At 65.6% G+C, this 20147-nt stretch carries 18 protein-coding genes and 1 pseudogene; 6 read left to right on the forward strand and 13 right to left on the reverse strand.

Annotation, left to right across the window (positions count from 1 at the left end; all coding sequences use genetic code 11):
- The first annotated feature begins 6 nt into the window (after positions 1 to 6).
- From AC07NT_RS16560 to AC07NT_RS16570, 3 genes are read left to right on the forward strand one after another with little or no spacing between them, the layout of a single operon-like run.
- Positions 7 to 480 carry a phasin family protein gene (locus AC07NT_RS16560; protein WP_498599988.1) on the forward strand — a complete coding sequence of 158 codons (474 nt, stop codon included), beginning with the start codon at positions 7 to 9 and terminating at the stop codon, positions 478 to 480.
- Positions 480 to 1157: a TetR/AcrR family transcriptional regulator gene (locus tag AC07NT_RS16565; protein ID WP_498599986.1), complete on the forward strand. Its 678-nt coding sequence runs from the start codon at positions 480 to 482 to the stop codon at positions 1155 to 1157. Before AC07NT_RS16560 ends, AC07NT_RS16565 begins: the two co-directional genes overlap by 1 nt.
- Positions 1150 to 1404: an acyl-CoA-binding protein gene (locus AC07NT_RS16570; RefSeq protein ID WP_498599984.1), complete on the forward strand. Its 255-nt coding sequence runs from the start codon at positions 1150 to 1152 to the stop codon at positions 1402 to 1404. The genes AC07NT_RS16565 and AC07NT_RS16570 overlap by 8 nt, the downstream gene beginning before the upstream one ends.
- 9 nt (positions 1405 to 1413) lie before the next feature.
- Here the strand turns inward: AC07NT_RS16570 and AC07NT_RS16575 are convergent, their stop codons facing one another.
- Positions 1414 to 2652, reverse strand: coding sequence for a CaiB/BaiF CoA transferase family protein (locus AC07NT_RS16575; RefSeq protein WP_498599982.1), 1239 nt, complete (start codon positions 2650 to 2652; stop codon positions 1414 to 1416).
- On the opposite strand from AC07NT_RS16575, the gene AC07NT_RS16580 reads away from it, so the two are divergent.
- Positions 2651 to 3019: a DUF1840 domain-containing protein gene (locus tag AC07NT_RS16580; RefSeq protein WP_498599980.1), complete on the forward strand. Its 369-nt coding sequence runs from the start codon at positions 2651 to 2653 to the stop codon at positions 3017 to 3019. The genes AC07NT_RS16575 and AC07NT_RS16580 overlap by 2 nt on opposite strands.
- Positions 3020 to 3117: 98 nt before the next feature.
- Here AC07NT_RS16580 and AC07NT_RS16585 read toward each other — a convergent pair whose 3' ends face one another.
- The 9 genes from AC07NT_RS16585 to AC07NT_RS16625 all read right to left on the reverse strand — a co-directional run bounded on the left by AC07NT_RS16585 (position 3118) and on the right by AC07NT_RS16625 (position 13801).
- The gene (locus AC07NT_RS16585) at positions 3118 to 4119 is read right to left on the reverse strand and encodes a Bug family tripartite tricarboxylate transporter substrate binding protein (RefSeq protein ID WP_498599979.1); all 1002 of its coding nucleotides are present in this window, start codon (positions 4117 to 4119) and stop codon (positions 3118 to 3120) included.
- A 191-nt stretch (positions 4120 to 4310) separates the two neighbouring features.
- Positions 4311 to 5285, reverse strand: coding sequence for a tripartite tricarboxylate transporter substrate-binding protein (locus tag AC07NT_RS16590; RefSeq protein WP_498599977.1), 975 nt, complete (start codon positions 5283 to 5285; stop codon positions 4311 to 4313).
- A 111-nt stretch (positions 5286 to 5396) separates the two neighbouring features.
- Entirely contained in the window at positions 5397 to 6665 is a 1269-nt protein-coding gene (locus AC07NT_RS16595; protein ID WP_498599976.1) for a phenylacetate--CoA ligase family protein, read from the reverse strand.
- 11 nt (positions 6666 to 6676) lie between these two features.
- Positions 6677 to 7486, reverse strand: a complete 810-nt coding sequence (locus AC07NT_RS16600; protein WP_498599974.1) for an ABC transporter ATP-binding protein — start codon at positions 7484 to 7486, stop codon at positions 6677 to 6679.
- A gap of 148 nt (positions 7487 to 7634) precedes the next feature.
- Entirely contained in the window at positions 7635 to 8951 is a 1317-nt protein-coding gene (locus tag AC07NT_RS16605) for an ABC transporter substrate-binding protein (protein WP_498599972.1), read from the reverse strand.
- Positions 8952 to 9035: 84 nt separating this feature from the next.
- The gene (locus tag AC07NT_RS16610; RefSeq protein ID WP_498599971.1) at positions 9036 to 10112 is read right to left on the reverse strand and encodes a branched-chain amino acid ABC transporter permease; all 1077 of its coding nucleotides are present in this window, start codon (positions 10110 to 10112) and stop codon (positions 9036 to 9038) included.
- 12 nt (positions 10113 to 10124) lie between these two features.
- Positions 10125 to 11054 (reverse strand): branched-chain amino acid ABC transporter permease, encoded by a 930-nt coding sequence (locus tag AC07NT_RS16615; RefSeq protein WP_498599970.1) that lies wholly within the window; start codon positions 11052 to 11054, stop codon positions 10125 to 10127.
- Between the two features lie 10 nt (positions 11055 to 11064).
- Complete coding sequence (locus AC07NT_RS16620) at positions 11065 to 11850, reverse strand: ABC transporter ATP-binding protein (RefSeq protein ID WP_498599968.1); 786 nt, start codon at positions 11848 to 11850, stop codon at positions 11065 to 11067.
- A gap of 13 nt (positions 11851 to 11863) precedes the next feature.
- On the reverse strand, positions 11864 to 13801 hold the full coding sequence (locus AC07NT_RS16625) for an AMP-dependent synthetase/ligase (protein ID WP_498599967.1): 1938 nt from the start codon (positions 13799 to 13801) through the stop codon (positions 11864 to 11866).
- Between the two features lie 142 nt (positions 13802 to 13943).
- Between AC07NT_RS16625 and AC07NT_RS16630 the strand changes: the two genes are divergently transcribed.
- Positions 13944 to 14669 carry a Crp/Fnr family transcriptional regulator gene (locus AC07NT_RS16630; RefSeq protein WP_498599966.1) on the forward strand — a complete coding sequence of 242 codons (726 nt, stop codon included), beginning with the start codon at positions 13944 to 13946 and terminating at the stop codon, positions 14667 to 14669.
- Between the two features lie 16 nt (positions 14670 to 14685).
- Here the strand turns inward: AC07NT_RS16630 and AC07NT_RS16635 are convergent, their stop codons facing one another.
- The 3 genes and pseudogenes from AC07NT_RS16635 to AC07NT_RS16645 all read right to left on the reverse strand — a co-directional run bounded on the left by AC07NT_RS16635 (position 14686) and on the right by AC07NT_RS16645 (position 18467).
- Positions 14686 to 16776: a TonB-dependent receptor family protein gene (locus AC07NT_RS16635; RefSeq protein ID WP_498599965.1), complete on the reverse strand. Its 2091-nt coding sequence runs from the start codon at positions 16774 to 16776 to the stop codon at positions 14686 to 14688.
- A 30-nt stretch (positions 16777 to 16806) separates the two neighbouring features.
- Positions 16807 to 17121 (reverse strand): c-type cytochrome, encoded by a 315-nt coding sequence (locus tag AC07NT_RS16640; RefSeq protein ID WP_498599963.1) that lies wholly within the window; start codon positions 17119 to 17121, stop codon positions 16807 to 16809.
- A 65-nt stretch (positions 17122 to 17186) separates the two neighbouring features.
- A pseudogene (locus AC07NT_RS16645) lies at positions 17187 to 18467 on the reverse strand (PQQ-dependent sugar dehydrogenase).
- A gap of 344 nt (positions 18468 to 18811) precedes the next feature.
- On the opposite strand from AC07NT_RS16645, the gene AC07NT_RS16650 reads away from it, so the two are divergent.
- Positions 18812 to 20116: a PQQ-dependent sugar dehydrogenase gene (locus tag AC07NT_RS16650; RefSeq protein WP_498599961.1), complete on the forward strand. Its 1305-nt coding sequence runs from the start codon at positions 18812 to 18814 to the stop codon at positions 20114 to 20116.
- Positions 20117 to 20147 lie beyond the last annotated feature (31 nt).

Raw genomic sequence — 20147 nt, forward strand, 5'->3', positions numbered from 1 at the left:
CCCATCATGCCCAGCAAACCCGCTTCCAGCAGCACCCCACCCGGCGCCGACGCCGTGCGCGACTCGGCCCACCAGATCTGGCTGGCCGGCCTGGGCGCCTTCACCAAGGCGCAGCAGGAAGGCGGCAAGGTCTTCGACGCCCTGGTACAGGAGGGCCTGACCATGCAGCGCAAGGCCCAGACTACGGCCGAGGCCAAGTTGAGCGAGGCCAGCCAGAAGATGAGTAGCATGGCCCAGGAAATCGGCAGCCGCGCCAGCGGCCAATGGGACAAGCTCGAAGGCCTGTTCGAGGAACGCGTGGCGCGTGCCCTGCAACGCCTGGGCATCCCCTCGGCGCGTGATGTGCAGCTGCTGGAGGCGCGCCTGGCCGAGCTGGAGCGGCAACTCCAGGCCCGCGCGCCCCGCAGCACGCCGACCAAGAAGGCGGCTCCTGCTAAGAAGGCTGCACCGCGCAAGGCCACCCGCAAAACTGCAGGCTGATGGCCAAAAAGGCGCCACGCCGCACCGCCCAGCGCATCCAGGAGGCGGCGCTGGCGCTGTTCAACCGCTACGGTGAACCCAACGTCTCCACCACCCAGATCGCCGGCGAACTCGGCATCAGCCCGGGCAACCTCTACTACCACTATCCGGCCAAGGACGGCCTGGTCAACATCCTGTTCGAGCAGTACGAACAGGCCCTGGCCAGCCTGCTGCCGGCCGCCGGGGAGGTGCGCGACGTGGAAGAGGCCTGGTTCTTCATGCACAGCCTGTTCGAGCGCATCTGGGAATACCGCTTCCTCTACCGCGATCTCAACCTGCTGCTCAGCCGCAACCGCCGGCTTGAAGCCGGCATCCAGCAGGCCCTGCACGACCAGACCGTGGCGCTGAGCACCCTGCTGGCGCGGCTGCAGGGCAGCGGCGCGTTGCAGATCGAAGCGGTGGACGCCGCCGGCCTGGCCACCAGCCAGGTGGTGCTGCTGAGCTACTGGTTGAGCTACGAGTACGCGCTGAACCCGCGCCATGCGCTGGAGCCCGAGGGCATGCAGGCCGCCGGCCTGCGCGGGGCCGGGCAGGCCCTCGGTTTGCTGCTACCCTATCTGGTTCCGGCGCAGCAGGCCCACCTGCGGCATCTGCTGCGCGCCTACAACCCGCCCCATCCGGAGCCACCCCATGAGTGACCTCAAGTCCAAATTCGAAGCCGCCGTCGCCGCGTCCAAAGACCTCAGCGAGCGCCCCGACAACATGACCCTGCTCAAGATCTACGCCCTGTACAAGCAGGCCAGCGCCGGCGCTCCCACCGATCCGCGCCCCGGTTTTTCCGACATGGTGGGCCGCGCCAAGTGGGACGCCTGGAACGCGCTCAAGGACAAGAGCCAGGACGAGGCCATGCAGGACTACATCGACCTGATCGAATCCCTGAGCTGATCGCCCGGTTCAGCCGATGACGCCGCGCGCCCGAAGCGCGGCAATCTGTTCTTCCGTCAGCCCCACCTCGCGCAGCACGGCCTCGCTGTCCTGCCCGAGGGCGGGCGCTCCGCGCCACTGGCCGCCCGGCGTGGCCGAAAGTTTGGGCACCACGCCCGGCACCGTGAGCGCACTCCCGTCGTCCATCGTCACCGTCTGCAGCATGCCGCGTGCCGCGTAGTGCGGGTCGGCCGCGATATCGGCCACGGTGTAGATCTTGCCCGCGGGCACCTGGGCCGCATCCAGCGCAGCCAGCACGGCGTCCACCGCCATCGTCGCGGCCCATCGTCCAATCGCCTCGTCCAGCTCCTGCACACGCGCCACACGGCCGGTGTTGTCGGCCAGGGCCGGGTCCTGCCCCAGATCGTCCCGGCCTATGCAGTGCATCAGGCGCTTGAAGATGCTGTCCCCGTTGCCGGCAATCAGCACATAGGCATCATCGATGCAACGGTAGGCATTGGTCGGCGCGATGCCCGGCAGGGCACTGCCCCCCGGCTCCCGCACCATGCCAAAAGCGCTGTACTCGGGCAACAGGCTCTCCATGCAGTTGAACACCGCCTCGTACAGCGCCACGTCGATCACCTGGCCGCGCCCCTTGGGTGCTTGCGGGCTCACCGTGGCATGACGATGTTGCAGCGCCAACAGGATGCCTATCACTCCGTGCAAGGAAGCCAGCGTGTCGCCGATGGACACGCCCACACGTACCGGCACGCGCCCGGGTTCGGCCGTCAGATGGCGCAAGCCGCCCATCGCTTCGGCCACCACGCCGAAGCCCGGCCGGTCGCGGTAGGGCCCGGTCTGGCCATAACCACTGATGCGCAACATGATGAGCCCCGGGTTCAGCGCCTGCAGCGCCTCGGGTCCCAGACCCCAGCCCTCCATGGCGCCGGGCCGGAAATTCTCTATCAGCACGTCAGCCTCGGCGGCCAGCCTGCGCACGATGTCCTGCGCTTCCGGCGCTTTCAGGTCCAACGCCAGCGAGCGTTTGTTGCGCGACTGCACCTGCCACCAGACCGAGGTACCGTCCTTCAACAGGCGCCATTTGCGCAGCGGGTCGCCGGCGCCCGGCGGTTCGATCTTGATCACCTCGGCGCCGAAATCGGCCAAGGTCTTGGCCGCAAAGGGGCCGGCGATCAGCTGGCCGAGCTCGACCACCTTGAGCCCGGTCAGCGGGCCGGACGGCTTGCGCAGGTCTTGTTGAGTCTCCATGCCCCGCATGCTACCCTCGGCGACAGCTCTCGGAACCACCATGCTCTACAAGTTCAAGTCCCGCGCCACCGCCGACCTCATCATGCTCGAGCCCACTGGCCGGCGCATGCTGCAGATCATCGGCAAGCCGCTGGACGAGAAGCAGGGCATCCTGCAGCCGCAGGACATGGCAGCGGCCCTCGCCGCACTGGAAGCCGCCATCCTGCACGAAGAAGCGCGGCTGAGGAGCGCCAGGGAAGAGGCCGTGGCACGCGGCGAAGAGCCCCCAAAGAGCGAGGAAGTCTCCCTGCGCCAGCGCGCCACCCCCTTCATCGACATGCTGCGCCGCTGCCAGAAAGCCGACTCAGAAATCGTCTGGGGCGTGTAAGTAAAGCACCCCTGAAGCGGCTACGCCGCTACCCCCTCAAGGGGGCAACGCCAGTGGCCCGGCAAAGCCGGTTCCACGGCGTTCCGCGATAGAGCCTTTCAATCTACTTTTGCGCCGGAGGCTTTCACGACGGCCGCCCACTTCTTGTGTTCGGCGTCGATGAAACGCCTGAATTCCGCGGGCGTGTTGCCGCTGGGGATGGCGCCCAGCGCCAGCAGCCGCTCCTTCATGGCCGGTGTGGCCAGCGCCTTGGCCACCTCTTGCTGGATGCGGTTCACGATGTCGGGCGGCGTTCCGGCCGGGGCCAGCAGGCCGAACCAGCTGCTGGCCTCGAAGCCCTTGAGACCGGCGGCCTCCTCGATCGTGGGCAGCTCGGGCAGCGTGGCCGAGCGCTGGCTGCTCGTCACAGCGAAGGCCTTGAGCTTGCCCGACTTGATGTGCGGCATGCTCGATGGCAGGTTGTCGAACATCACGTCCATATTGCCGGCCACCATGTCCAGCAGGGCCGGGCCGGAGCCGCGGTAGGGAATGTGTGCCATGAAGATGCCTGTCATGGACTTGAACAGCTCACCCGCCAGGTGGATGGAGGTACCGTTGCCGCTGGACGCCATATTGAGCTTGCCCGGGTTGGCCTTGGCGTACTTGATGAAGTCCGGCACGGTATGGATGTTCAACGCCCTGGCCTTGTCGGCGTTCATGATCATCACATTGGGAACCCCCGCCACCAACGTAATGGGCGCAAAGTCCTTCTGAGGGTCGTAGGGCAGCTTGTCATACAGCGCCTTGTTAATGCCATGCGTGCCCACCGTGCCCATGAGGATGGTGTAGCCGTCATTGGGCGCCTTGGCGACCTGCTCGGCGCCCAGGTTGCCGCCGGCGCCCCCCTTGTTCTCCACCACAAAAGATTGACCGAAAGCCCTGGTCAGCTCGGGCGCCATCGCACGCGCCAGGATATCGGTGGTGCCGCCAGGCGTGAAGGGCACGATGATCCTCACCGGCTTGTTGGGCCAGGCATCCTGCGCCCAGGCAGCTGGCACCAAGGCCAGCAGCGTTGCGGCCGCAAGCAGATGGCGGCGGTACGAGGCATAGGTATTGCACATGGCGGGGTCTCCTGGATTTGATGCGGTCCAGTGTAGGCAGGGCCTCCGCTTCTGTGACCTAGGGTTTGCCTCCGGTCGGACCCGTTCTTTGCCTGGCTTCGCGGGCAGACGGCGCAAGCAAAAACGCAGACAGGAAAAAGAAAAAGCCACCTGAACGGTGGCCTTTCCAGCTACGGAGCAGAACGAAGCGATCAGTCGGCGTAAACGCCCGCCGCCTTCAGCACAGGACTCCACTTGGCGATCTCGTCGGCCACGAACTTCTTGTGCTCGGCCGGCTCGGCGCGCTTGTCAGCCACGACCACGGCGCCCAGGCCTTCCTGCTTCTTGATGAAGTCCGGATCCTTGAGTGCCGCCTTGAGCGCGGTATTCAGCTTGGCCAGCACGTCAGCCGGCGTGCCCTTGGGCGCGTACAGGCCGTGCCAGATCGTCACTTCAAAGCCCTTCAGGCCCGACTCGTTGAGCGTCGGCAGGTCCTTGAGCGCGGGGGTGGTCAGGCGCTTGGCCGTGGTCACGGCAAAGGCCTTGACCTTCTTGCCCTCGATCTGGCTCGTGGTGTTGGTGGTCTGGTCGCACAGCAGGTCGATCTGGCCGCCGATCAGGTCGGTGATGGCCGGAGCCGTACCCTTGTAAGGCACGGTGGTCATGTCGATCTTGAGCGCGTTCTGGAACATCAGGCCGCAGAGGTGCGAAGCAGCGCCGATGCCGGCATTGCCCAGATTGACCTTGCCCTTGTTCTCGTTGATCCAGGCCAGCAACTCCTTGTAGTTGTTGGCCGGCAGGCTCGGGCGTGCGATCAGGGTCATGGGCACGTCGTTGACCATGCCCAGGTATTCGAAGTCGCTTTCGACCTTGAAGGGCAGGTTACGCACCAGGGTAGGCATGGTGGCCATGCCGATATGGTGCAGCAGCAGGGTATGGCCATCGGGTGCGGCCTTGGCCACCTTGTTCGCGCCGATGGAGCCACCGGCGCCGGCGGCGTTGTCCACCACCAGGGTCACGCCGCCCAGGGGCTTGCGCATGGCCTCGGCCAGGTCACGTGCCACGCGGTCGGTCGGGCCACCGGCCGTGAAGGGAACCACGATGGTGATGGGCTTGGTACCCGGGAAGGACTGCGCCTGGGCCGCAAAAGCGGCAACGGCAGCAGCGAGCAAGAGCAGACGTTTCATGGTGCTTCCTCCAAAAGTTGCCGTGAGTCTAATGCGGACCGCCCGGATTGACAGCACGGAAAATACTTAGACCACGCCTTGTACGGGCCCTTTGGGCCGCCGCATAGGGGTTTACTTGTAACTGCGCGTGTCCTGAATGACCAGACCGTCGTTGGGCAGGGTGCCGGGCAGCACCATTTCCACCTCACCACGCAGTTTGGTCACATCACGGATGGTGTCAGCAATCCGTAAGGCAAGCTCGCCCGGGCCGCTGCAGTCGGTTTCCACCTTGAGTGTCATGCGGTCATTGGCCATTTCGCCGGCCACCACCAAACGCGCACGCACCACCTCCGGGTAGCGCTTGACGATGTCGGCGATCTGCCCCGGGTGCACGAACATGCCGCGCACCTTGGTGGTCTGGTCGGCGCGCCCCAGCCAGCCCTTGATGCGTGTGTTGGTCCGCCCGGTGGGGCATGCGCCTGGCAGGACGGCCGAGAGGTCGCCCGTGCCGAAGCGGATCAGCGGGTAATCCGGGTTCAGCACCGTGACCACCACCTCACCCACCTCGCCTTCGGGCACGGGATCCCCTGTACCGGGCCGCACGATCTCCAGAACGATGCCCTCGTCGAGCACCAGGCCCTGCCGCGCCTGCGTCTCGTAGGCGATCAGGCCGACATCGGCCGTGGCGTAACACTGGTAGCCTGTGATGCCACGTTCGGCCAGCCAGTCCCGCAGGCTGGGCGGAAAGGCCTCGCCGCTGACCAAGGCCTTGTTGATCGACAAGCTGTGGCCTGCCTCTTGCGCCTTCTCGACCAGGATTTTCAGGAAACTCGGCGTGCCGGCATAGGCCACGGGCCGCAGATCGGCCATGGCCGCCAGTTGCTGCTCGGTATTGCCCGTGCCGCCGGGAAAGACCGTGCAGCCCAGGGCTTGCGCACCGGCTTCCATGATCCAGGCGCCGGGTGTCAGGTGGTAGCTGAAGCAGTTGTGCACCAGGTCACCGGCCTCGAAGCCGGCCGCGGCAAAGGCCCGTGCACTGCGCCAGTAGTCCGGCGCCTGGCCTTCGGGTTCGTAGATGGGGCCGGGCGACTGGTAGACGCGCCGCGCGCCGCTGCCACGCAGCAGGCCGCGCCAGCCGATGGCCGCAAAACCGCCAAAGGGATCGCTCGCGTCACGCGCGCGCGCCGCCTGCTGGCGCTCCAGCAGCTCGTGCTTGCGCGTCACCGGCAGCTTCGCCAGGGCCGCGCGGCTGGTGACGGCAGCCGCATCCACGCCGCGCAGGATCTCCGCGAAAGCCGGGGCCGCACGCTGGGCCTGCGCTACGTGGCCCGGCAAGGCCACCAGCAAAGCGGCCTCGCGCTGCGCGGGGTCACGCGTTTCCAGTGCGTCGTAGTGTTTCATATCCCATCCCCTCACGCGAGCCAACGCTTTCTGCGCTTGTAGCTTTTGACGTCACGGAAACTCTTGCGCTCGCCCCCACCCATGCCGAGGTAGAACTCCTTCACGTCCTCGTTGCTGGCCAGGTCGGCCGCCGCGCCATCCATCACGATGCGGCCCGACTCCATGATGTAACCGTAGTCCGCGTACTTGAGCGCCATGTTCGTGTTCTGCTCGGCCAGCAGGAAGGTCACACGCTCCTTCTGGTTCAGGTCCTTGACGATCTCGAACACCTCTTCCACGATCTGCGGCGCCAGGCCCATGGAGGGCTCGTCCAGCAGCACCATGCTGGGGTTGGCCATCAACGCGCGGCCGATGGCGCACATCTGCTGTTCACCGCCCGAGGTGTAGGCCGCCTGCGAGGTGCGGCGCGTCTTGAGGCGCGGGAAGTAGCTGTAGACCTTCTCCATGCCGGCAGCCACCTCGGCCTTGCTCTTGCGCGTGTAAGCGCCGGTCAGCAGGTTCTCCTCGATGGTCAGGTGGGCAAAGCAGTGCCGCCCCTCCATCACCTGCACCACACCACGCTGCACCAGCTCGGAAGGCGTCAGGTTCTCGATGCGCTCGCCGCGCAGCTCGATCGTCCCCTTGGTCACTTCACCCCGCTCGCCCTTGAGCAGGTTGGAGATGGCGCGCAGCGTCGTGGTCTTGCCAGCGCCGTTGCCCCCCAGCAGTGCCACGATGCCCCCCTCGGGCACCTGCAGCGACACGCCCTTGAGCACCAGGATCACGTGGTTGTAGATGACCTCGATGCCGTTGACGTTGATAACGATGTTTTTCGTTTCCATGACTCAACTTTCTGACCAGATGAAAGACCCGCATCGCGGCCCTTTCATCTGGCGGCCCCAAGTGGGGCCGCTGCCCCTCCCTCCGGGAGGGAGGGGTTGGGGGTGGGTGCCTACATGACAAGACAGAGTCTTGGGCGGCGTCAGCCGCTCAAGACTGGCAGTCAGCCGGGGTACGCGGCGTCAGCTTCTTCTCCGCCGCGTACTTGGCTGCCGTGCTCTTCACCAGCGGCTTGATGATCTGCTCGTCGGCCTGCAGCCAGTCGGAAGTGAATTTCCACGCCTTGCCATCCCAGGTGTGGATACGGGCCCAGGAGGCGCCCATGTGGTCCACGCAAGAGGTGCTGATCGGGCGCATCACACCGGCGAAACCCAGCGCGTCCAGCTTGGCCTGCGTGAGGTTCAGGTTCTCCAGGCCCCAGCGCACTTGCTCGCCGGTCATGACCTTGCCCTTGCCGTAACGTTCCTGCGCTGCGCGGATGCCCTCGACACCCAGCATGGCGCTCATGGCGCCGCGCATGTACAGCACCTGGCCGACTTCTTCCTTCGGGCCCGTGCCCTGGCCCTTGCCGTGCACCATGGCCATCACGTCCTTGACCAGCTTGGACTGCGGCTCGGCGCCGTGCTGCATGGTCACGGCGTTGTAGCCCTTGGCGCCTTCGGCCACGTCCTTCACGTCCGGCTCGGCACCGGCCCACCACACGCCGTACATCTTCTCGCGCGGATAACCGGTGGCCTGGGCCTCCTTGATGGCCGTGCTGTTCATCACACCCCAGCCCCACAGCGCCACATAGTCAGGACGGTTCTGGCGCACCTGCAGCCAGGTGGCCTTCTGCTCCACGCCCGGCGCGGTCACGGGCAGCAGCTGCAGGCTGAAGCCGTGCATGGCGGCGCGCTCCTGCAGCAGCGGGATCGGTTCCTTGCCAAACGGGCTGTCGTGGTAGACCAGCGCGATCTTCTTGCCCTTGAGGTTGGCCAGGCCGCCTTCCTTCTTGGCAATGGCCTGCACGATGGCGTCGGCCGCCACCCAGTAGGTGCCGGCGATGGGGAAGTTCCACTTGAAGACCGTGCCGTCGGCGCTTTCGCTGCGGCCATAACCCACGGTCACCACGGAGATCTTGTCGGCCGGAGCCTTCTCGGTGATGGCGAAGGTCGCGCCCGTGGACAGGGGCTGCACCAGCGAAGCACCCTTGCCCTTGAGGCGTTCGTAGCATTCGACGCTGCGCGCCGTGTCGTAGCCGGTCTCGCACTCCTCGAAAGAGAGCTTCACGCCGTTGATGCCGCCGCGCGCATTGACCAGCTTGAGGTAGTCGACATAGCCATTGGCCCAGGGCACACCGTTGGGTGCGTAGGGCCCGGTGCGGTAGGACAGCACCGGGATGAACTGCTCCTTGGCCTGCGCCAGGGCGGCCAACGGCGCGGTACACGCCACCACCGTGGCGGCCAGAACGAGATGACGTAGCTTCATACTTGTCTCCTTAGAGTTGATCGAATACCACCAGCACATCAGCCATCAGAAAAACACGAGCGGGGGCAGGCTGCATGTCCACACTCAGTGAGGGAAAGGCCACAGGCGCATCTTCTGCTTGCCCACAGACCAGAGCCGGGCCAGTCCGTGCGGTTCCACGATCAGGAACCAGACGATCAGGCCGCCAAAAATCATCAGCTCGGCATGCGAGATGCCGGCCGTGGAAATCTCGATGCCAAACAGGCCCAGCAACATGGGCAGGAACTGGTTGAGCGCGATGGGCAGCACCACGATGAAGGCCGCGCCGAAGAAGCTGCCCATGATGGAACCCAGCCCGCCGATGATCACCATGAAGAGCAGGCGGAAGGAGTAGTCCACCGAGAAGGCCGCCGGCTCCCAGGCGCCCAGGTAGACAAAAGCCCAGAGCGCGCCGGCCACGCCGACGATGAAGGAACTCACGGCAAAGGCGCTGAGCTTGGCGTACATGGGGCGGATGCCGATCACCGCGGCCGCCACGTCCATGTCGCGGATGGCCATCCACTCCCGGCCGATCGCGCCGCGCACCAGGTTCTTGGCCAGCAGGGCCACGACGACAAGGATGACCAGGCAGAACCAGTATTTGCTCAGTGCGCTCTCCAGCGGCCAGCCGAAGACCTGCAGATTGGACACCGAGACCGAGCCCGAGGGTGTGTCCAGCGTGAACCACTTGATACGCAGGAACATCCAGTCGGCGAAGAACTGGGCCGCCAGCGTGGCCACCGCAAGGTACAGGCCCTTGACGCGCAAACTGGGCAGACCGAACAGCACGCCGAAGAACGTGGCGCACAGGCCACCCAGGATCAGCGCCGGGATCAGGGGCAGGCCCGGGATGCGCACGAAGAAGTTGTAGGCCCCGTAGGCACCCACGGCCATGAAGGCCCCCGAGCCCAGCGAGATCTGGCCGCAGTAGCCGACCAGGATGTTCACGCCGATGGCCGCCAGCGAGAAGATCAGAAAAGGAACGAGGATGGCGCGGAACAGGTAGTCGCTGGCCAGCGCGGGCACGAGCACGAAGGCGGCCACCAGCAGCAGGCCGATGGCGATGCGGTCCTGCAGGATAGGGAATATCTGCTGGTCCGCGCGGTAGCTCGTCTTGAACTGGCCGTTTTCCCGGTAGAACATGGTGTCAGTTCCTCACACGCGATCAATGATCTTCTCTCCGAAGAGCCCTTGCGGCCGGAAGAGAAGAAAAACAAGTGCCAGCACATAGGCAAACCAGATCTCGATGCCGCCGCCCACAAAGGGCCCCAGGTAGACCTCGGACAGCTTTTCGCCCACACCGATGATCAGGCCGCCGATGATGGCGCCGGGTACCGAGGTCAGGCCACCCAGGATGATCACGGGCAGCGCGCGCAGCGCGACGGTGGCCAGAGAGAACTGCACCCCCAGCTTGCTGCCCCAGATCATCCCGGCCACCAGGGCCACCACACCGGCCAGGCACCAGACGATGAACCAGATGCGGTTGAGCGGGATGCCGATGCTCTGCGCGGCCTGGTGGTCATCGGCCACGGCACGCAACGCGCGCCCGGTAGCGGTCTTCTGGAAGAACAGCGAGAGTCCGGCCACCAGCACGGCGGCAATGGCCGCGGCGAACAGGTCTTCCTGGTTGATCAGCACGCCGCCCTCGAACACCGTGTCGAAGGCGAAGATCGGATCCTTGGGCATGCCGATGTCGATCTTGTAGATGTCGCTGCCAAAGATGGTCTGGCCCAGGCCTTCCATGAAGTAGGTGATGCCCAGCGTGGCCATCAGCAGCGTGGCACCTTCCTGATTGACCAGGTGGCGCAGCACCAGGCGCTCGATGACCCAGGCCACGACGAACATGACCGCGCCGGCCAGCACGAAGCCGACTGCGTTGGCCAGCAACTTGCTCTCGATGCCGGTCCAGGCCGGAAACCATTCGGCGAAACGCGCCATCGCCAGGGCCGCGAACAGCACCATGGCGCCCTGTGCGAAATTGAAGACACCCGATGCCTTGAAGATCAACACAAAGCCCAGCGCCACCAGCGAATAGAGCATGCCGGCCATCAGGCCGTTCAACAGAGTTTCCAGGAAGAAAGCCATTTCGTATTCCTCAGTGCTCCGTGCCCAGGTAGGCCCGGATCACTTCTTCGTTGTTGCGCACCTCGTCGGGTGTGCCGTCGCCGATCTTCTTGCCGTAGTCCAGCACCACCACGCGGTCGCTGATGTCCATCACCACGCCCATGTCGTGCTCGATCAGCACCACGGTGGTTCCGAACTCGTCGTTGATGTCGAGCACGAAGCGGCACATGTCCTGCTTCTCTTCCACGTTCATGCCGGCCATGGGCTCGTCCAGCAGCAGCACCTGCGGCTCCATGGCCAGGGCCCGGCCCAGGTCCACGCGTTTTTGCAGGCCATAGGGCAGCTGGCCCACCGGCGTCTTGCGGTGCGCCTGGATTTCGAGAAAGTCGATGATCTTCTCGACAAACTCTCGGTGGCGGATCTCCTCGCGCTCGGCGGGCCCGATGCGCAGCGCCTGCAGCAGCAGATTGCTTTTGATCTTGAGGTTGCGCCCGGACATGATGTTGTCCAGCACGCTCATGCCCTTGAACAGGGCCAGGTTCTGGAAGGTCCGCGCCACGCCCATCTCGGCCACCTGGCGGCTGTTCATGTGGTCGAAGGTCTGGCCGCGGAAGGTGATGGTGCCGTGCTGCGGCGTGTACACACCATTGATGCAGTTGAGCATGGAGCTCTTGCCCGCACCGTTGGGGCCGATGATGGCGCGGATCTCGTGCTCACGCACATCGAAGGAAATGTCCGTCAGGGCCTTCACACCGCCGAAGGCCAGCGAGATGTTCTTTACATCCAGGATCACGTCGCCCAATTTTCTTTGCGTCATTTTTCTTCTGCTCTCAAGCGGCCTTGGCCACGCCCGGGTAACGCTGGGCGTCGCGGATCGGCAGCGTGGCCGAGACGGTGCCGCTGCGGCCGTCCTCGAATTTCACCTGCGTCTCGATGAACTGCTCCTTGCGCCCCGCGTAAAGCGCCTCGATCAGCACCGCGTATTTGTCGCCGATGAAACCGCGGCGCACCTTGCGCGTACGCGTGAGCTCGTCGTCATCGGGGTCCAGTTCCTTGTGCAGCACGAGGAAACGCGCGATCTGCGTGTCGGCCATGCCGGCCTCGGTGGCCAGGTCGGCGTTGACCTGCTGCACGCACCCGGCCAGCATGTCCAGCACCTGGGGTTTGCTCGCCAGGTCCACATAACCGCTGTAGGGCAGGCCCTGGCGCTCGGCCCAGTTGCCCACGGCCTCGAAGTCGATGTTCAGGAAGGCGCAGACCTGGTCGCGACCATGGCCAAAGACCACCGCCTCCTTGATCTGGGGGAAGAACTTGAGTTTGTTCTCGATGTAGTTGGGCGCGAAGATGGCGCCCGCGGCCATCTTGCCCACGTCCTTGGCCCGGTCGATGATGATCAGGTGTCCGTCCGGGTCGATCACACCGGCGTCGCCCGTGTGGAAGAAGCCCTCGGCGTCCATCACCTCGGCCGTGGCGTCGGGGCGCTTGTAGTACTCCTTGAGCACCGAGACACCGCGCACCAGCACCTCGCCGTTGTCGGCGATCTTGATCTCGATGCCCGGCGCCGCCTCGCCCACGCTGTTGAGCTTGACGCGGCCGTTCTTCTGGATGCAGACATAGGCGCAGGTCTCGGTCTGGCCGTAGAGCTGCTTGAGGTTGATGCCGATGGAGCGGTAGAAACGGAACAGGTCGGGCCCGATGGCCGCGCCCGCCGTGTACGCCACGCGGATGCGCGACAGGCCCAGCACGTTGCGCAGCGGCCCGTAGACCAGCACATTGCCCAGGGCGTAGAGCAGGCGGTCGCCCAGTGCCACCGGCTTGCCGTCCAGGATCTCGGCACCGCAGCGCCGTGCCAGGGCCATGAACTTGCCGTACAGCCAGCGCTTCGGCGCCGCCGCATCCTCCATGCGGATGGAGACCGAGGTCAGCATGCCCTCAAAAATGCGGGGCGGCGCAAAGTAATAACTCGGCCCGATCTCGCGCAGGTCGATGCTCACGGTCTCGGCCGACTCGGGGCAGTTGATGGTGAAACCCGCCACCAGCCACTGGGCGATGGAAAACAGATGGTCTCCCACCCAGGCCGGCGGCAGGTAGGAAATGATGTTGTCCTCGGGCACCAGGCCATCCACCTGCACCCCGCCCTGCGCGGCACGGATGAAACTCTCGTGCGTCTGGCACACGCCCTTGGGCCGGCCCGTCGTGCCCGAGGTGTAAAGGATCACCGACACGTCAGACGACTGCCCCGACTCGACCGACTTCACATAAAAATCCGGATGCATGCGCTCGTAGGCGCGCCCCAGCTCGAACAGGCGCTCGATGCTGATCAGCCCTTCGTGCTGGTAATTGCGCAGGCCACGCGGGTCACCGTAGATGATGTGCTCCAGCAGGCCGGGCAGGTTCTCGCGCAGCTCCAGCAGCTTGTCCACCTGCTCCTGGTTCTCGGCAAAGGCGTAATGGATCTCGGCGTCCTGCAAGACGAAGGCCATCTCGCTGGCGATCGCGTCCTGGTACATGGGCACGGGCACCCCGCGCAGGCTCTGCGCCACCACAAAGGCCTGGTAGAGATGGGGCCGGTTGTCGCCCACGATGGCCAGGTTCTGCCCGGGCTTGAAACCCAGGGCCGCCAGGCCGCAGCTCATCAGCTTCACGTCCTCGGCCGCGCGGGCCCAGCTCCAGGTCTGCCAGATGCCGTATTCCTTCTCGCGCATGGCGGGGGCCAGCGGCCGTTGCGCCGCGTGCTGCATCAGTAGTCGAGGGAAAGTCGTCTGCATCCCGTTTCCTTGTCTGCTCGCCTGGGCCACATCGGACCCTGCTTGCAGCCATGGTAGGACTCGATTTGACGTTATGTTGTCGTTGCGATGACAATTGAGGGGAATCCCTAGCTGGTACTTTCCCGCCCTGTCGCACTTGTCTATGACAACCACCGCCGAACCCAGCCTGCACCAACGCCGGCGCCCGCTCACAGCGTCCGAACTGGCCGGCATTCCCTGGTTGAGTCAGCTCACACCCGAGGAATACCAGATCGCCGTGGCCGAGTTGCAGATCAGCGAAGCCCAACCCGGCGACCTGGTCTGCCGCATCGGCCGCCCGGTCACCTACTGGTTCGGCGTGGTCGACGGCCTGCTCAAGATGAGCAGCGAGAACGCCGAAGGCCAGTCCCTGACCTTTGCCGGCCTGCCCCCGGGCGGCTGGTTCGGCGAGGGCACGGTGCTCAAGCGCGAGAGCTATCGCTACAACGTGCAGACCCTGCGCAAGAGCCTGGTCGCCGGCCTGCCTGTAGACACCTTCCACCGTCTGCTGGACCAGTCCATCGGCTTCAACCGTTTTGTGATGAACCAGCTCAACGAACGCCTGGGCCAGTTCATCGCCGCGCGCGAGATCGACCGCATGAACAGCCCCGACCTGCGGGTGGCGCGCAGCCTGGCCGCCCTGTTCAACCCCGTGCTCTACCCCGGTGTGGGCGAAGTGCTGCGCATCACGCAGCAGGAACTCGCCTACCTCGTGGGCCTGTCACGCCAGCGTGTCAACGAGGCCTTGGCCACGCTGGAGAGCCAGCGCCTGATCAAGGTCGAGTACGGTGGCCTGCGCGTGCTGGACCTCGAAGGCCTGAGGTCCATGAAGCACCCTCCGAGCGGTTGACGCCGCCCGGGGCACCTCACATCGGCAGGTTCAGTCGCAGGCCCAGCGTCCAGTTGAAGCCGGGAGCCGGTTCGTAGAACTGGTTGGCCGCCTGGTTGACGATGACCGAGCCCACGTAGCGCTGGTCGGTCACATTGTCCAGCCGCCCATAGGCCGTCAGGCTGCCCCTGCCCGCTACCGGCCAGCCCTGGCTGGCCTTGAGGTTCAGCGTGTTGTAGCCCTCGGCCGACGCCGTGTTGCTGTCGTTGGCGTAGAGCTTGCCGGCGCTCACCACCTCCGCGCCGGCCTGCGTGCCCAGCCCCGGCTTGCGGCCCGCGTTGTCCAGGGTCTGCGCGGACCATAACAACTCGGTGTAGAGAAAGTGCTGCGGTATGCCCGGCATGCGATTGCCTGCGTTCACCGTCACGTTGTTGGTGGTGAAGGTCTCCGTGAACTTCGCTTCGATCGCCGAAGCCGATAGCGTGGCACGCCAGTTCGGGCTCAGCAGGGTGCGGCCGGCCAGTTCCCAGCCCGTGCGTGTGGTGCCCGGCGCGTTCTTGTAGGCCGTGCTGCCGCCGCTGCTCACCGCCACCACGATCTCGTCCGTGGTGTCGATCTGGTAGAGCGTGAAGTCCAGGCGCGACCGCACATCGGGGGCCCACTTGGCGCCCAGCTCGTAGTGCTGGCTACGCGCCGCGTTGATGTTGGGATTGAAGCTGGGTGCGCCGGTGCCGGTGTAGGCCACCTCCACCAGCGTGGGCGTCTCAAAACCGCGGCCGTAGTTGGCGTAGAGGTTCAGTGTGTCCAGCGTGTGCCAGGTCAGGCCCAGCACCGGGTTGGCCGCGCTGTAGCTCACGTCGCCCGAGCCGTTGCCATTGCCCAGGAAATAGTCGTCACTCGCGATGCGCACCGAACTTGCACGCAGGCCCGCCGTGGCCGACAGGCGCTCGGCCGCCAGCACCGTGCCCTGGACAAAGGCGTCGCTGTTCTGCGCGCTGTTATCTTCGTTGCGCGTGAGCGCGCCGGATTTCTCGCCCCCGCTCACGCCGCCGGACTGGCGCCGCTCCTTGGAATAGTCGTACTCATAACCCGCCACCCAGTTCACGGGGCGGCCGCCCCAGCGCGCCTGCTCGTTGTACTGCAGGCCTGCGCCGTAGTAGTCTCGGTTCAGGCCCACCCAGTTGGTGGGCAGGTACTGCAGGTTGTCACGTTTGCCGTAGTACAGGCGCGCCGTCACCGATCGCTGTGCATCCAGCTCGTGCGTCACGGACGTACCCGCCTGGCTCTGGCTGGTGATCTTGCGCAGGCGTGCACTCAGTGCGCTGGTGCCGGCCTGCGTGGCGTCCTGCGCGAGTTGCGCCGCCGTCAGGCCCACCGGGTCCTGGGCCAAGGGCATGTCGAACTGGTTGAAGACCAGGTTCACGCGCGTGTGCGCGTCGGGCCCGAAGCTGAGCTTGCTGTTGAACTGCTTGCGTTCCGTCGTGCTGTTGTCGCGAAAGCCGTTGGTATCGAAGGTGCTGTAGTCGGCCACCAGGCCCACCGTGCCGATGCGCCCGGCGTATTGCCAGTCGCTGCGGTGCATCTCGTAGGCACCTGTGTAGTACTGCAGGCCGAACTCGGGCACCTCGGGTGCTTCGCGCGTGAAGGCCTGGATCACCCCGCCGGCCGAATTGCCGTACATCAGCGCCAGCGGCCCGCGCAGCACCTCGATGCGCTCGGTGGAGGTGAGCGCCACCGAGGAACCCTGGCCCTGCCCGTCGGGTGTGGTGGCCGGGATGCCGTCGATCAGCAGGCGGATGCCGCGTATGCCGAAGGCCGAACGCGCACCGAAGCCGCGGATGGACACCTGCGCATCCTGCGCATAGTTCTGCCGGTTCAGGATGGTCAGGCCCGGCACGCGGGTGAGCGATTCCGACAGGTTGACCTGCGGGCCCGCGCCCTGGAGGGTCTCGCGGTCCACGGCCTCGACCGCCGCCGGGGCGTCAAAGCTGCGCTGCGCCGCGCGCGAGGCGGAAATCACCACGTCGTCCAGCGCCTGGCCCCAGGCCGGCACCGTGCCCAGGCCGGTCACCAGCAGCGCGAGCAGCGTGCGGGCCGGCGGTCTTCTTGTCTTGCTTGTGTGTGTCATGTCTCTTGTTCTTGTCGTTCCGACCTGTGCTCAGGGCAGCTCCACACGCAGTTGCAGCGAGGCGTACCACTGTGCCAGATCATCGATCTCCTGGTTGCTCAAGGGCTTGGCAATCACGCCCATGACCTCGTGCGCACGTTTGCCGCTGCGGTAGTTGCGCAGCTGCTCCACCAGATAGATCTCGGGCTGGCCCGCCAGGTTCGGCGCATTGGGCTGCAGGGACAGGCCCAGCGGCCCGTGACAGACCGCGCAAGCCGCTGCAGCGCGCACCTTCCCGGCCGCCGCATCCGCCTGCGCCGTGCCGGCCAGGGCCAGCAGCAGCGCAGCGAGCAGATAGTTGTGCATGAAAACGTTCCTCTCAAAAAAACGACGGAGATCGTGACGATCTCCGTCGTATCGCGTCGCTGCGATCAGTTGCTGTAGGTCACGCGGTAGATCGCGCCCACATAGTCATCCGAGATCAGCAGAGACCCATCCTTCATGGGCGCCACGTCCACCGGCCGGCCCTTGTAGACACCGTTGGCGTCCAGCCAGCCTTCGGCAAACACCTCGGAGGCGCCGGCCGTGCCGTCGGCCTTGATCGGCACGAAGTTGATCAGCGCGCCGCTGGGCTTGGTGCGGTTTCATGAACCGTGGGCCGCCACGAAGACGCCGCCCTGATAGCGTGCCGGGAACATCTTGCCGTTGTAGAAGGTCATGCCCAGCTGCGCCTGGTGCGCCGGGAACTCCACCTGCGGCTTGGTCCAGGCGGCCGGGGCCTTCATGTCCTTGAGGTCGGGCGCCGCCGCCGTGCCGGCGATCTGGATGTTGTTGCCGTGGATAAAGGGGTAGCCGAAGTGCTCACCGCCGGCCTTGGTGATGCGGTTGAGTTCCCCCGGCGGGATCTCGTCGCCCATGCCGTCGGTCTGGTTGTCGGTGAACCAGACGGTCTTGTCCTTCGGGTTGATGTCCATGCCCACCGAGTTGCGCACGCCCATGGCCACCACCTCGCGCTTGGAGCCGTCAAACGGGTCCAGCCGGATCATGCCGCCGATGCCGATCTTCTCGTACAGCGCCACCTTCTCCTTGGGCTGCACGTTGTAGGGCTGGCCCAGGGTGATGTAGAGCTTGCCGTCGTCACCGACGCGGCAGGTGCGCGCCCCGTGGTTGTAGGACTCCTCCTCCTCCGGGATCAGCTTGCCCTGCGACACCACCTCGATCACCGCCACGTCCGGACCCTCGTAGAAGAACTCGGCTGCGGGGAAGTTGAGCACGCGGTTGTGCTCCACGACGACCAGGAAGCCGTCCTTGGTCCAGCACACGCCGTTGGGCACCTTGAAGTTCAGCGAGGGCGCGAAGGCCTTCACCTCGTCGGCCGTGCCGTCACCGTTGCGGTCCGTCACGGCCCAGACCTTGGTCTTGCGCGTGCCGACGAAAAGCATGTTGGTGGAAGGCGCCACGGCCATGTGGCGCGCATCGGGCACCACGGCATACAGCTCGATCTTGAAACCCGGCGGCAGCTTCACGTTCTTGAGGTTGGCGCGTATGGCTTCTGCGTTGCGCCCTTCCTGCGGTACCGGTGGAATGTTGAGGTCGGTCGTTGCGACCTTCATCTGCTTGAGGGTAGACAGGTTGTCCTTGCCCGACTGTGCCCCTGCACCGACAGCGAATCCCGCTGCCAGCAGGGCCAGGCCCAGCTTGCGTCCGATCATGGTTGGCTCCTCTGAGTTTTCTTGCTGTTGTACGGAACGCCGACCGGCACTCCGTATACGGAATTAAGCCGGCGCCATCCACCGCCTGCAAGACGCAGCGCAGCAAACCACGCGAGGTGTCGTGGCATTGGGCGCGCATGGAGCGCTCAAGGTGTCGCGATTTGAACCACTCTGTCGCAGAGAGCGACAGCCCGAGGAGCCGTTCATCAATGCCGCTTATATCGCTTAGTGCCTTGACTGCATGAAGTCCGGGGGGAAACCCTAGGCGCACCACCCTGGGGCAGGCATAGGATTTCAGATGGTCGATACACAACAACCATAGCCTTTGCACGGAGACCTTCCCCATGATCCGATACACCCCCCTCGTTGGGACACTGCTGGCCACGCTGTTGAGCGCCTGCGCCACATCCACGCCGCCCGCCCCGCAAGCTGCTGCCCCCGCTCCGCAGGCCGTGGCTGCGCAGCCTGCCGCAGCCCCCGCTCCCGCCCCGATGGCGGCACCGGCGCCCCAGGCCGCTCCTCCCGCCTGGCAGCAGGGTCGACCGGCCAGCATGGCCGACTCCCGGCTGGCCCCGGTGGCCGGCAAGAACACCGTGACACCCGCCTCCGAAATCCCGCTGGACAAGCTCAAGCTGCCGCCGGGTTTCAAGGTCGAGATCTGGTCCACCGGCACGCCCGGCATCCGCGCCATGTCGCGCGGCGCCAGCGGCAAGATCTACGCCGGCACACGCGGCCTGGGCCGTGTCTACGAAATCACCGACAACGGCAAGGAGCGCACCAGCCGTGTGGTGGTCGACAAGCTGGACCAGCCCGCCGTCACCCTGCACAAGGGCAACCTCTACGTGATGGCCGTGGACAAGGCCCTGCGCTTCGATGGCATTGAGAAGAACCCCAACGTCGCTCCGGTCGACATGACGGCCGCCTTCAAGCTGCCGCCGCAGAAACACCACAACTGGAAGTACCTGCGCTTCGGCCCGGACGGCAAGCTTTACGTGCCCTTCGGCGCGCCCTGCAATATCTGCACCCTGCCCAGCGATGAATACGCGCAGATCCGGCGCTACAACGCCGACGGCTCGGGCATGCAGGTCATCGCCACGGGTGTACGCAACACCCAGGGCTTCGACTGGCACCCGGTCACCAAGCAGCTCTGGTTCACCGACCACGGCCGCGACTGGCTGGGCGACGACGGCCCCGAGGACGAACTCAACCGCCTGAGCAAGAACGGCCAGTTCTTCGGCTTCCCCTCCTGCCATGCCAACGGCATTGCCGACCCCGACATCAAGAAGGCCGACGCCTGCCAGGGCGTGACCCTGCCTGTGCGCACCATGGGCCCGCACGCCGCCGCCATGGGCCTGCACTTCTACACCGGCAAGATGTTCCCTGCCCAGTACCGCAACGTGGCCTTCGTCGCGCGCAAGGGCTCCTGGAACCGCACCACCAAGATGGGTTACGACGTGGTCACCGTGGCCGCCGACGCCCAAGGCCGCAACCCGGTGATGACCCCCTTCATCACCGGCTTTGCCGACCCGGCCGCCAACACCTTCTGGGGCCGTCCGACCTACTTCCTGCAGATGCCCGATGGTTCCCTGCTGCTCTCCGACGAACAGCTGGGTGCGATCTACCGCATCTCCTACAGCGCCAAGAAGTAAGACCCCGGTCTGACCCGGCAAGCAGGGCCAC

The organism is Hylemonella sp. GW821-FHT10B10 (assembly GCF_059415585.1).

What these genes read in the sequence shown, in the direction of transcription:
- AC07NT_RS16650 (WP_498599961.1), top strand. Translation starts at nt 18,812, where the DNA reads ATGATCCGATACACCCCCCTCGTTGGGACACTGCTGGCCACGCTGTTG.
- AC07NT_RS16620 (WP_498599968.1), bottom strand. Translation starts at nt 11,850, where the DNA reads ATGACGCAAAGAAAATTGGGCGACGTGATCCTGGATGTAAAGAACATC.
- AC07NT_RS16610 (WP_498599971.1), bottom strand. Translation starts at nt 10,112, where the DNA reads ATGTTCTACCGGGAAAACGGCCAGTTCAAGACGAGCTACCGCGCGGAC.
- AC07NT_RS16570 (WP_498599984.1), top strand. Translation starts at nt 1,150, where the DNA reads ATGAGTGACCTCAAGTCCAAATTCGAAGCCGCCGTCGCCGCGTCCAAA.
- AC07NT_RS16615 (WP_498599970.1), bottom strand. Translation starts at nt 11,054, where the DNA reads ATGGCTTTCTTCCTGGAAACTCTGTTGAACGGCCTGATGGCCGGCATG.
- AC07NT_RS16575 (WP_498599982.1), bottom strand. Translation starts at nt 2,652, where the DNA reads ATGGAGACTCAACAAGACCTGCGCAAGCCGTCCGGCCCGCTGACCGGG.
- AC07NT_RS16580 (WP_498599980.1), top strand. Translation starts at nt 2,651, where the DNA reads ATGCCCCGCATGCTACCCTCGGCGACAGCTCTCGGAACCACCATGCTC.
- AC07NT_RS16640 (WP_498599963.1), bottom strand. Translation starts at nt 17,121, where the DNA reads ATGCACAACTATCTGCTCGCTGCGCTGCTGCTGGCCCTGGCCGGCACG.
- AC07NT_RS16595 (WP_498599976.1), bottom strand. Translation starts at nt 6,665, where the DNA reads ATGAAACACTACGACGCACTGGAAACGCGTGACCCCGCGCAGCGCGAG.
- AC07NT_RS16600 (WP_498599974.1), bottom strand. Translation starts at nt 7,486, where the DNA reads ATGGAAACGAAAAACATCGTTATCAACGTCAACGGCATCGAGGTCATC.
- AC07NT_RS16625 (WP_498599967.1), bottom strand. Translation starts at nt 13,801, where the DNA reads ATGCAGACGACTTTCCCTCGACTACTGATGCAGCACGCGGCGCAACGG.
- AC07NT_RS16605 (WP_498599972.1), bottom strand. Translation starts at nt 8,951, where the DNA reads ATGAAGCTACGTCATCTCGTTCTGGCCGCCACGGTGGTGGCGTGTACC.
- AC07NT_RS16585 (WP_498599979.1), bottom strand. Translation starts at nt 4,119, where the DNA reads ATGTGCAATACCTATGCCTCGTACCGCCGCCATCTGCTTGCGGCCGCA.
- AC07NT_RS16565 (WP_498599986.1), top strand. Translation starts at nt 480, where the DNA reads ATGGCCAAAAAGGCGCCACGCCGCACCGCCCAGCGCATCCAGGAGGCG.
- AC07NT_RS16635 (WP_498599965.1), bottom strand. Translation starts at nt 16,776, where the DNA reads ATGACACACACAAGCAAGACAAGAAGACCGCCGGCCCGCACGCTGCTC.
- AC07NT_RS16590 (WP_498599977.1), bottom strand. Translation starts at nt 5,285, where the DNA reads ATGAAACGTCTGCTCTTGCTCGCTGCTGCCGTTGCCGCTTTTGCGGCC.
- AC07NT_RS16560 (WP_498599988.1), top strand. Translation starts at nt 7, where the DNA reads ATGCCCAGCAAACCCGCTTCCAGCAGCACCCCACCCGGCGCCGACGCC.
- AC07NT_RS16630 (WP_498599966.1), top strand. Translation starts at nt 13,944, where the DNA reads ATGACAACCACCGCCGAACCCAGCCTGCACCAACGCCGGCGCCCGCTC.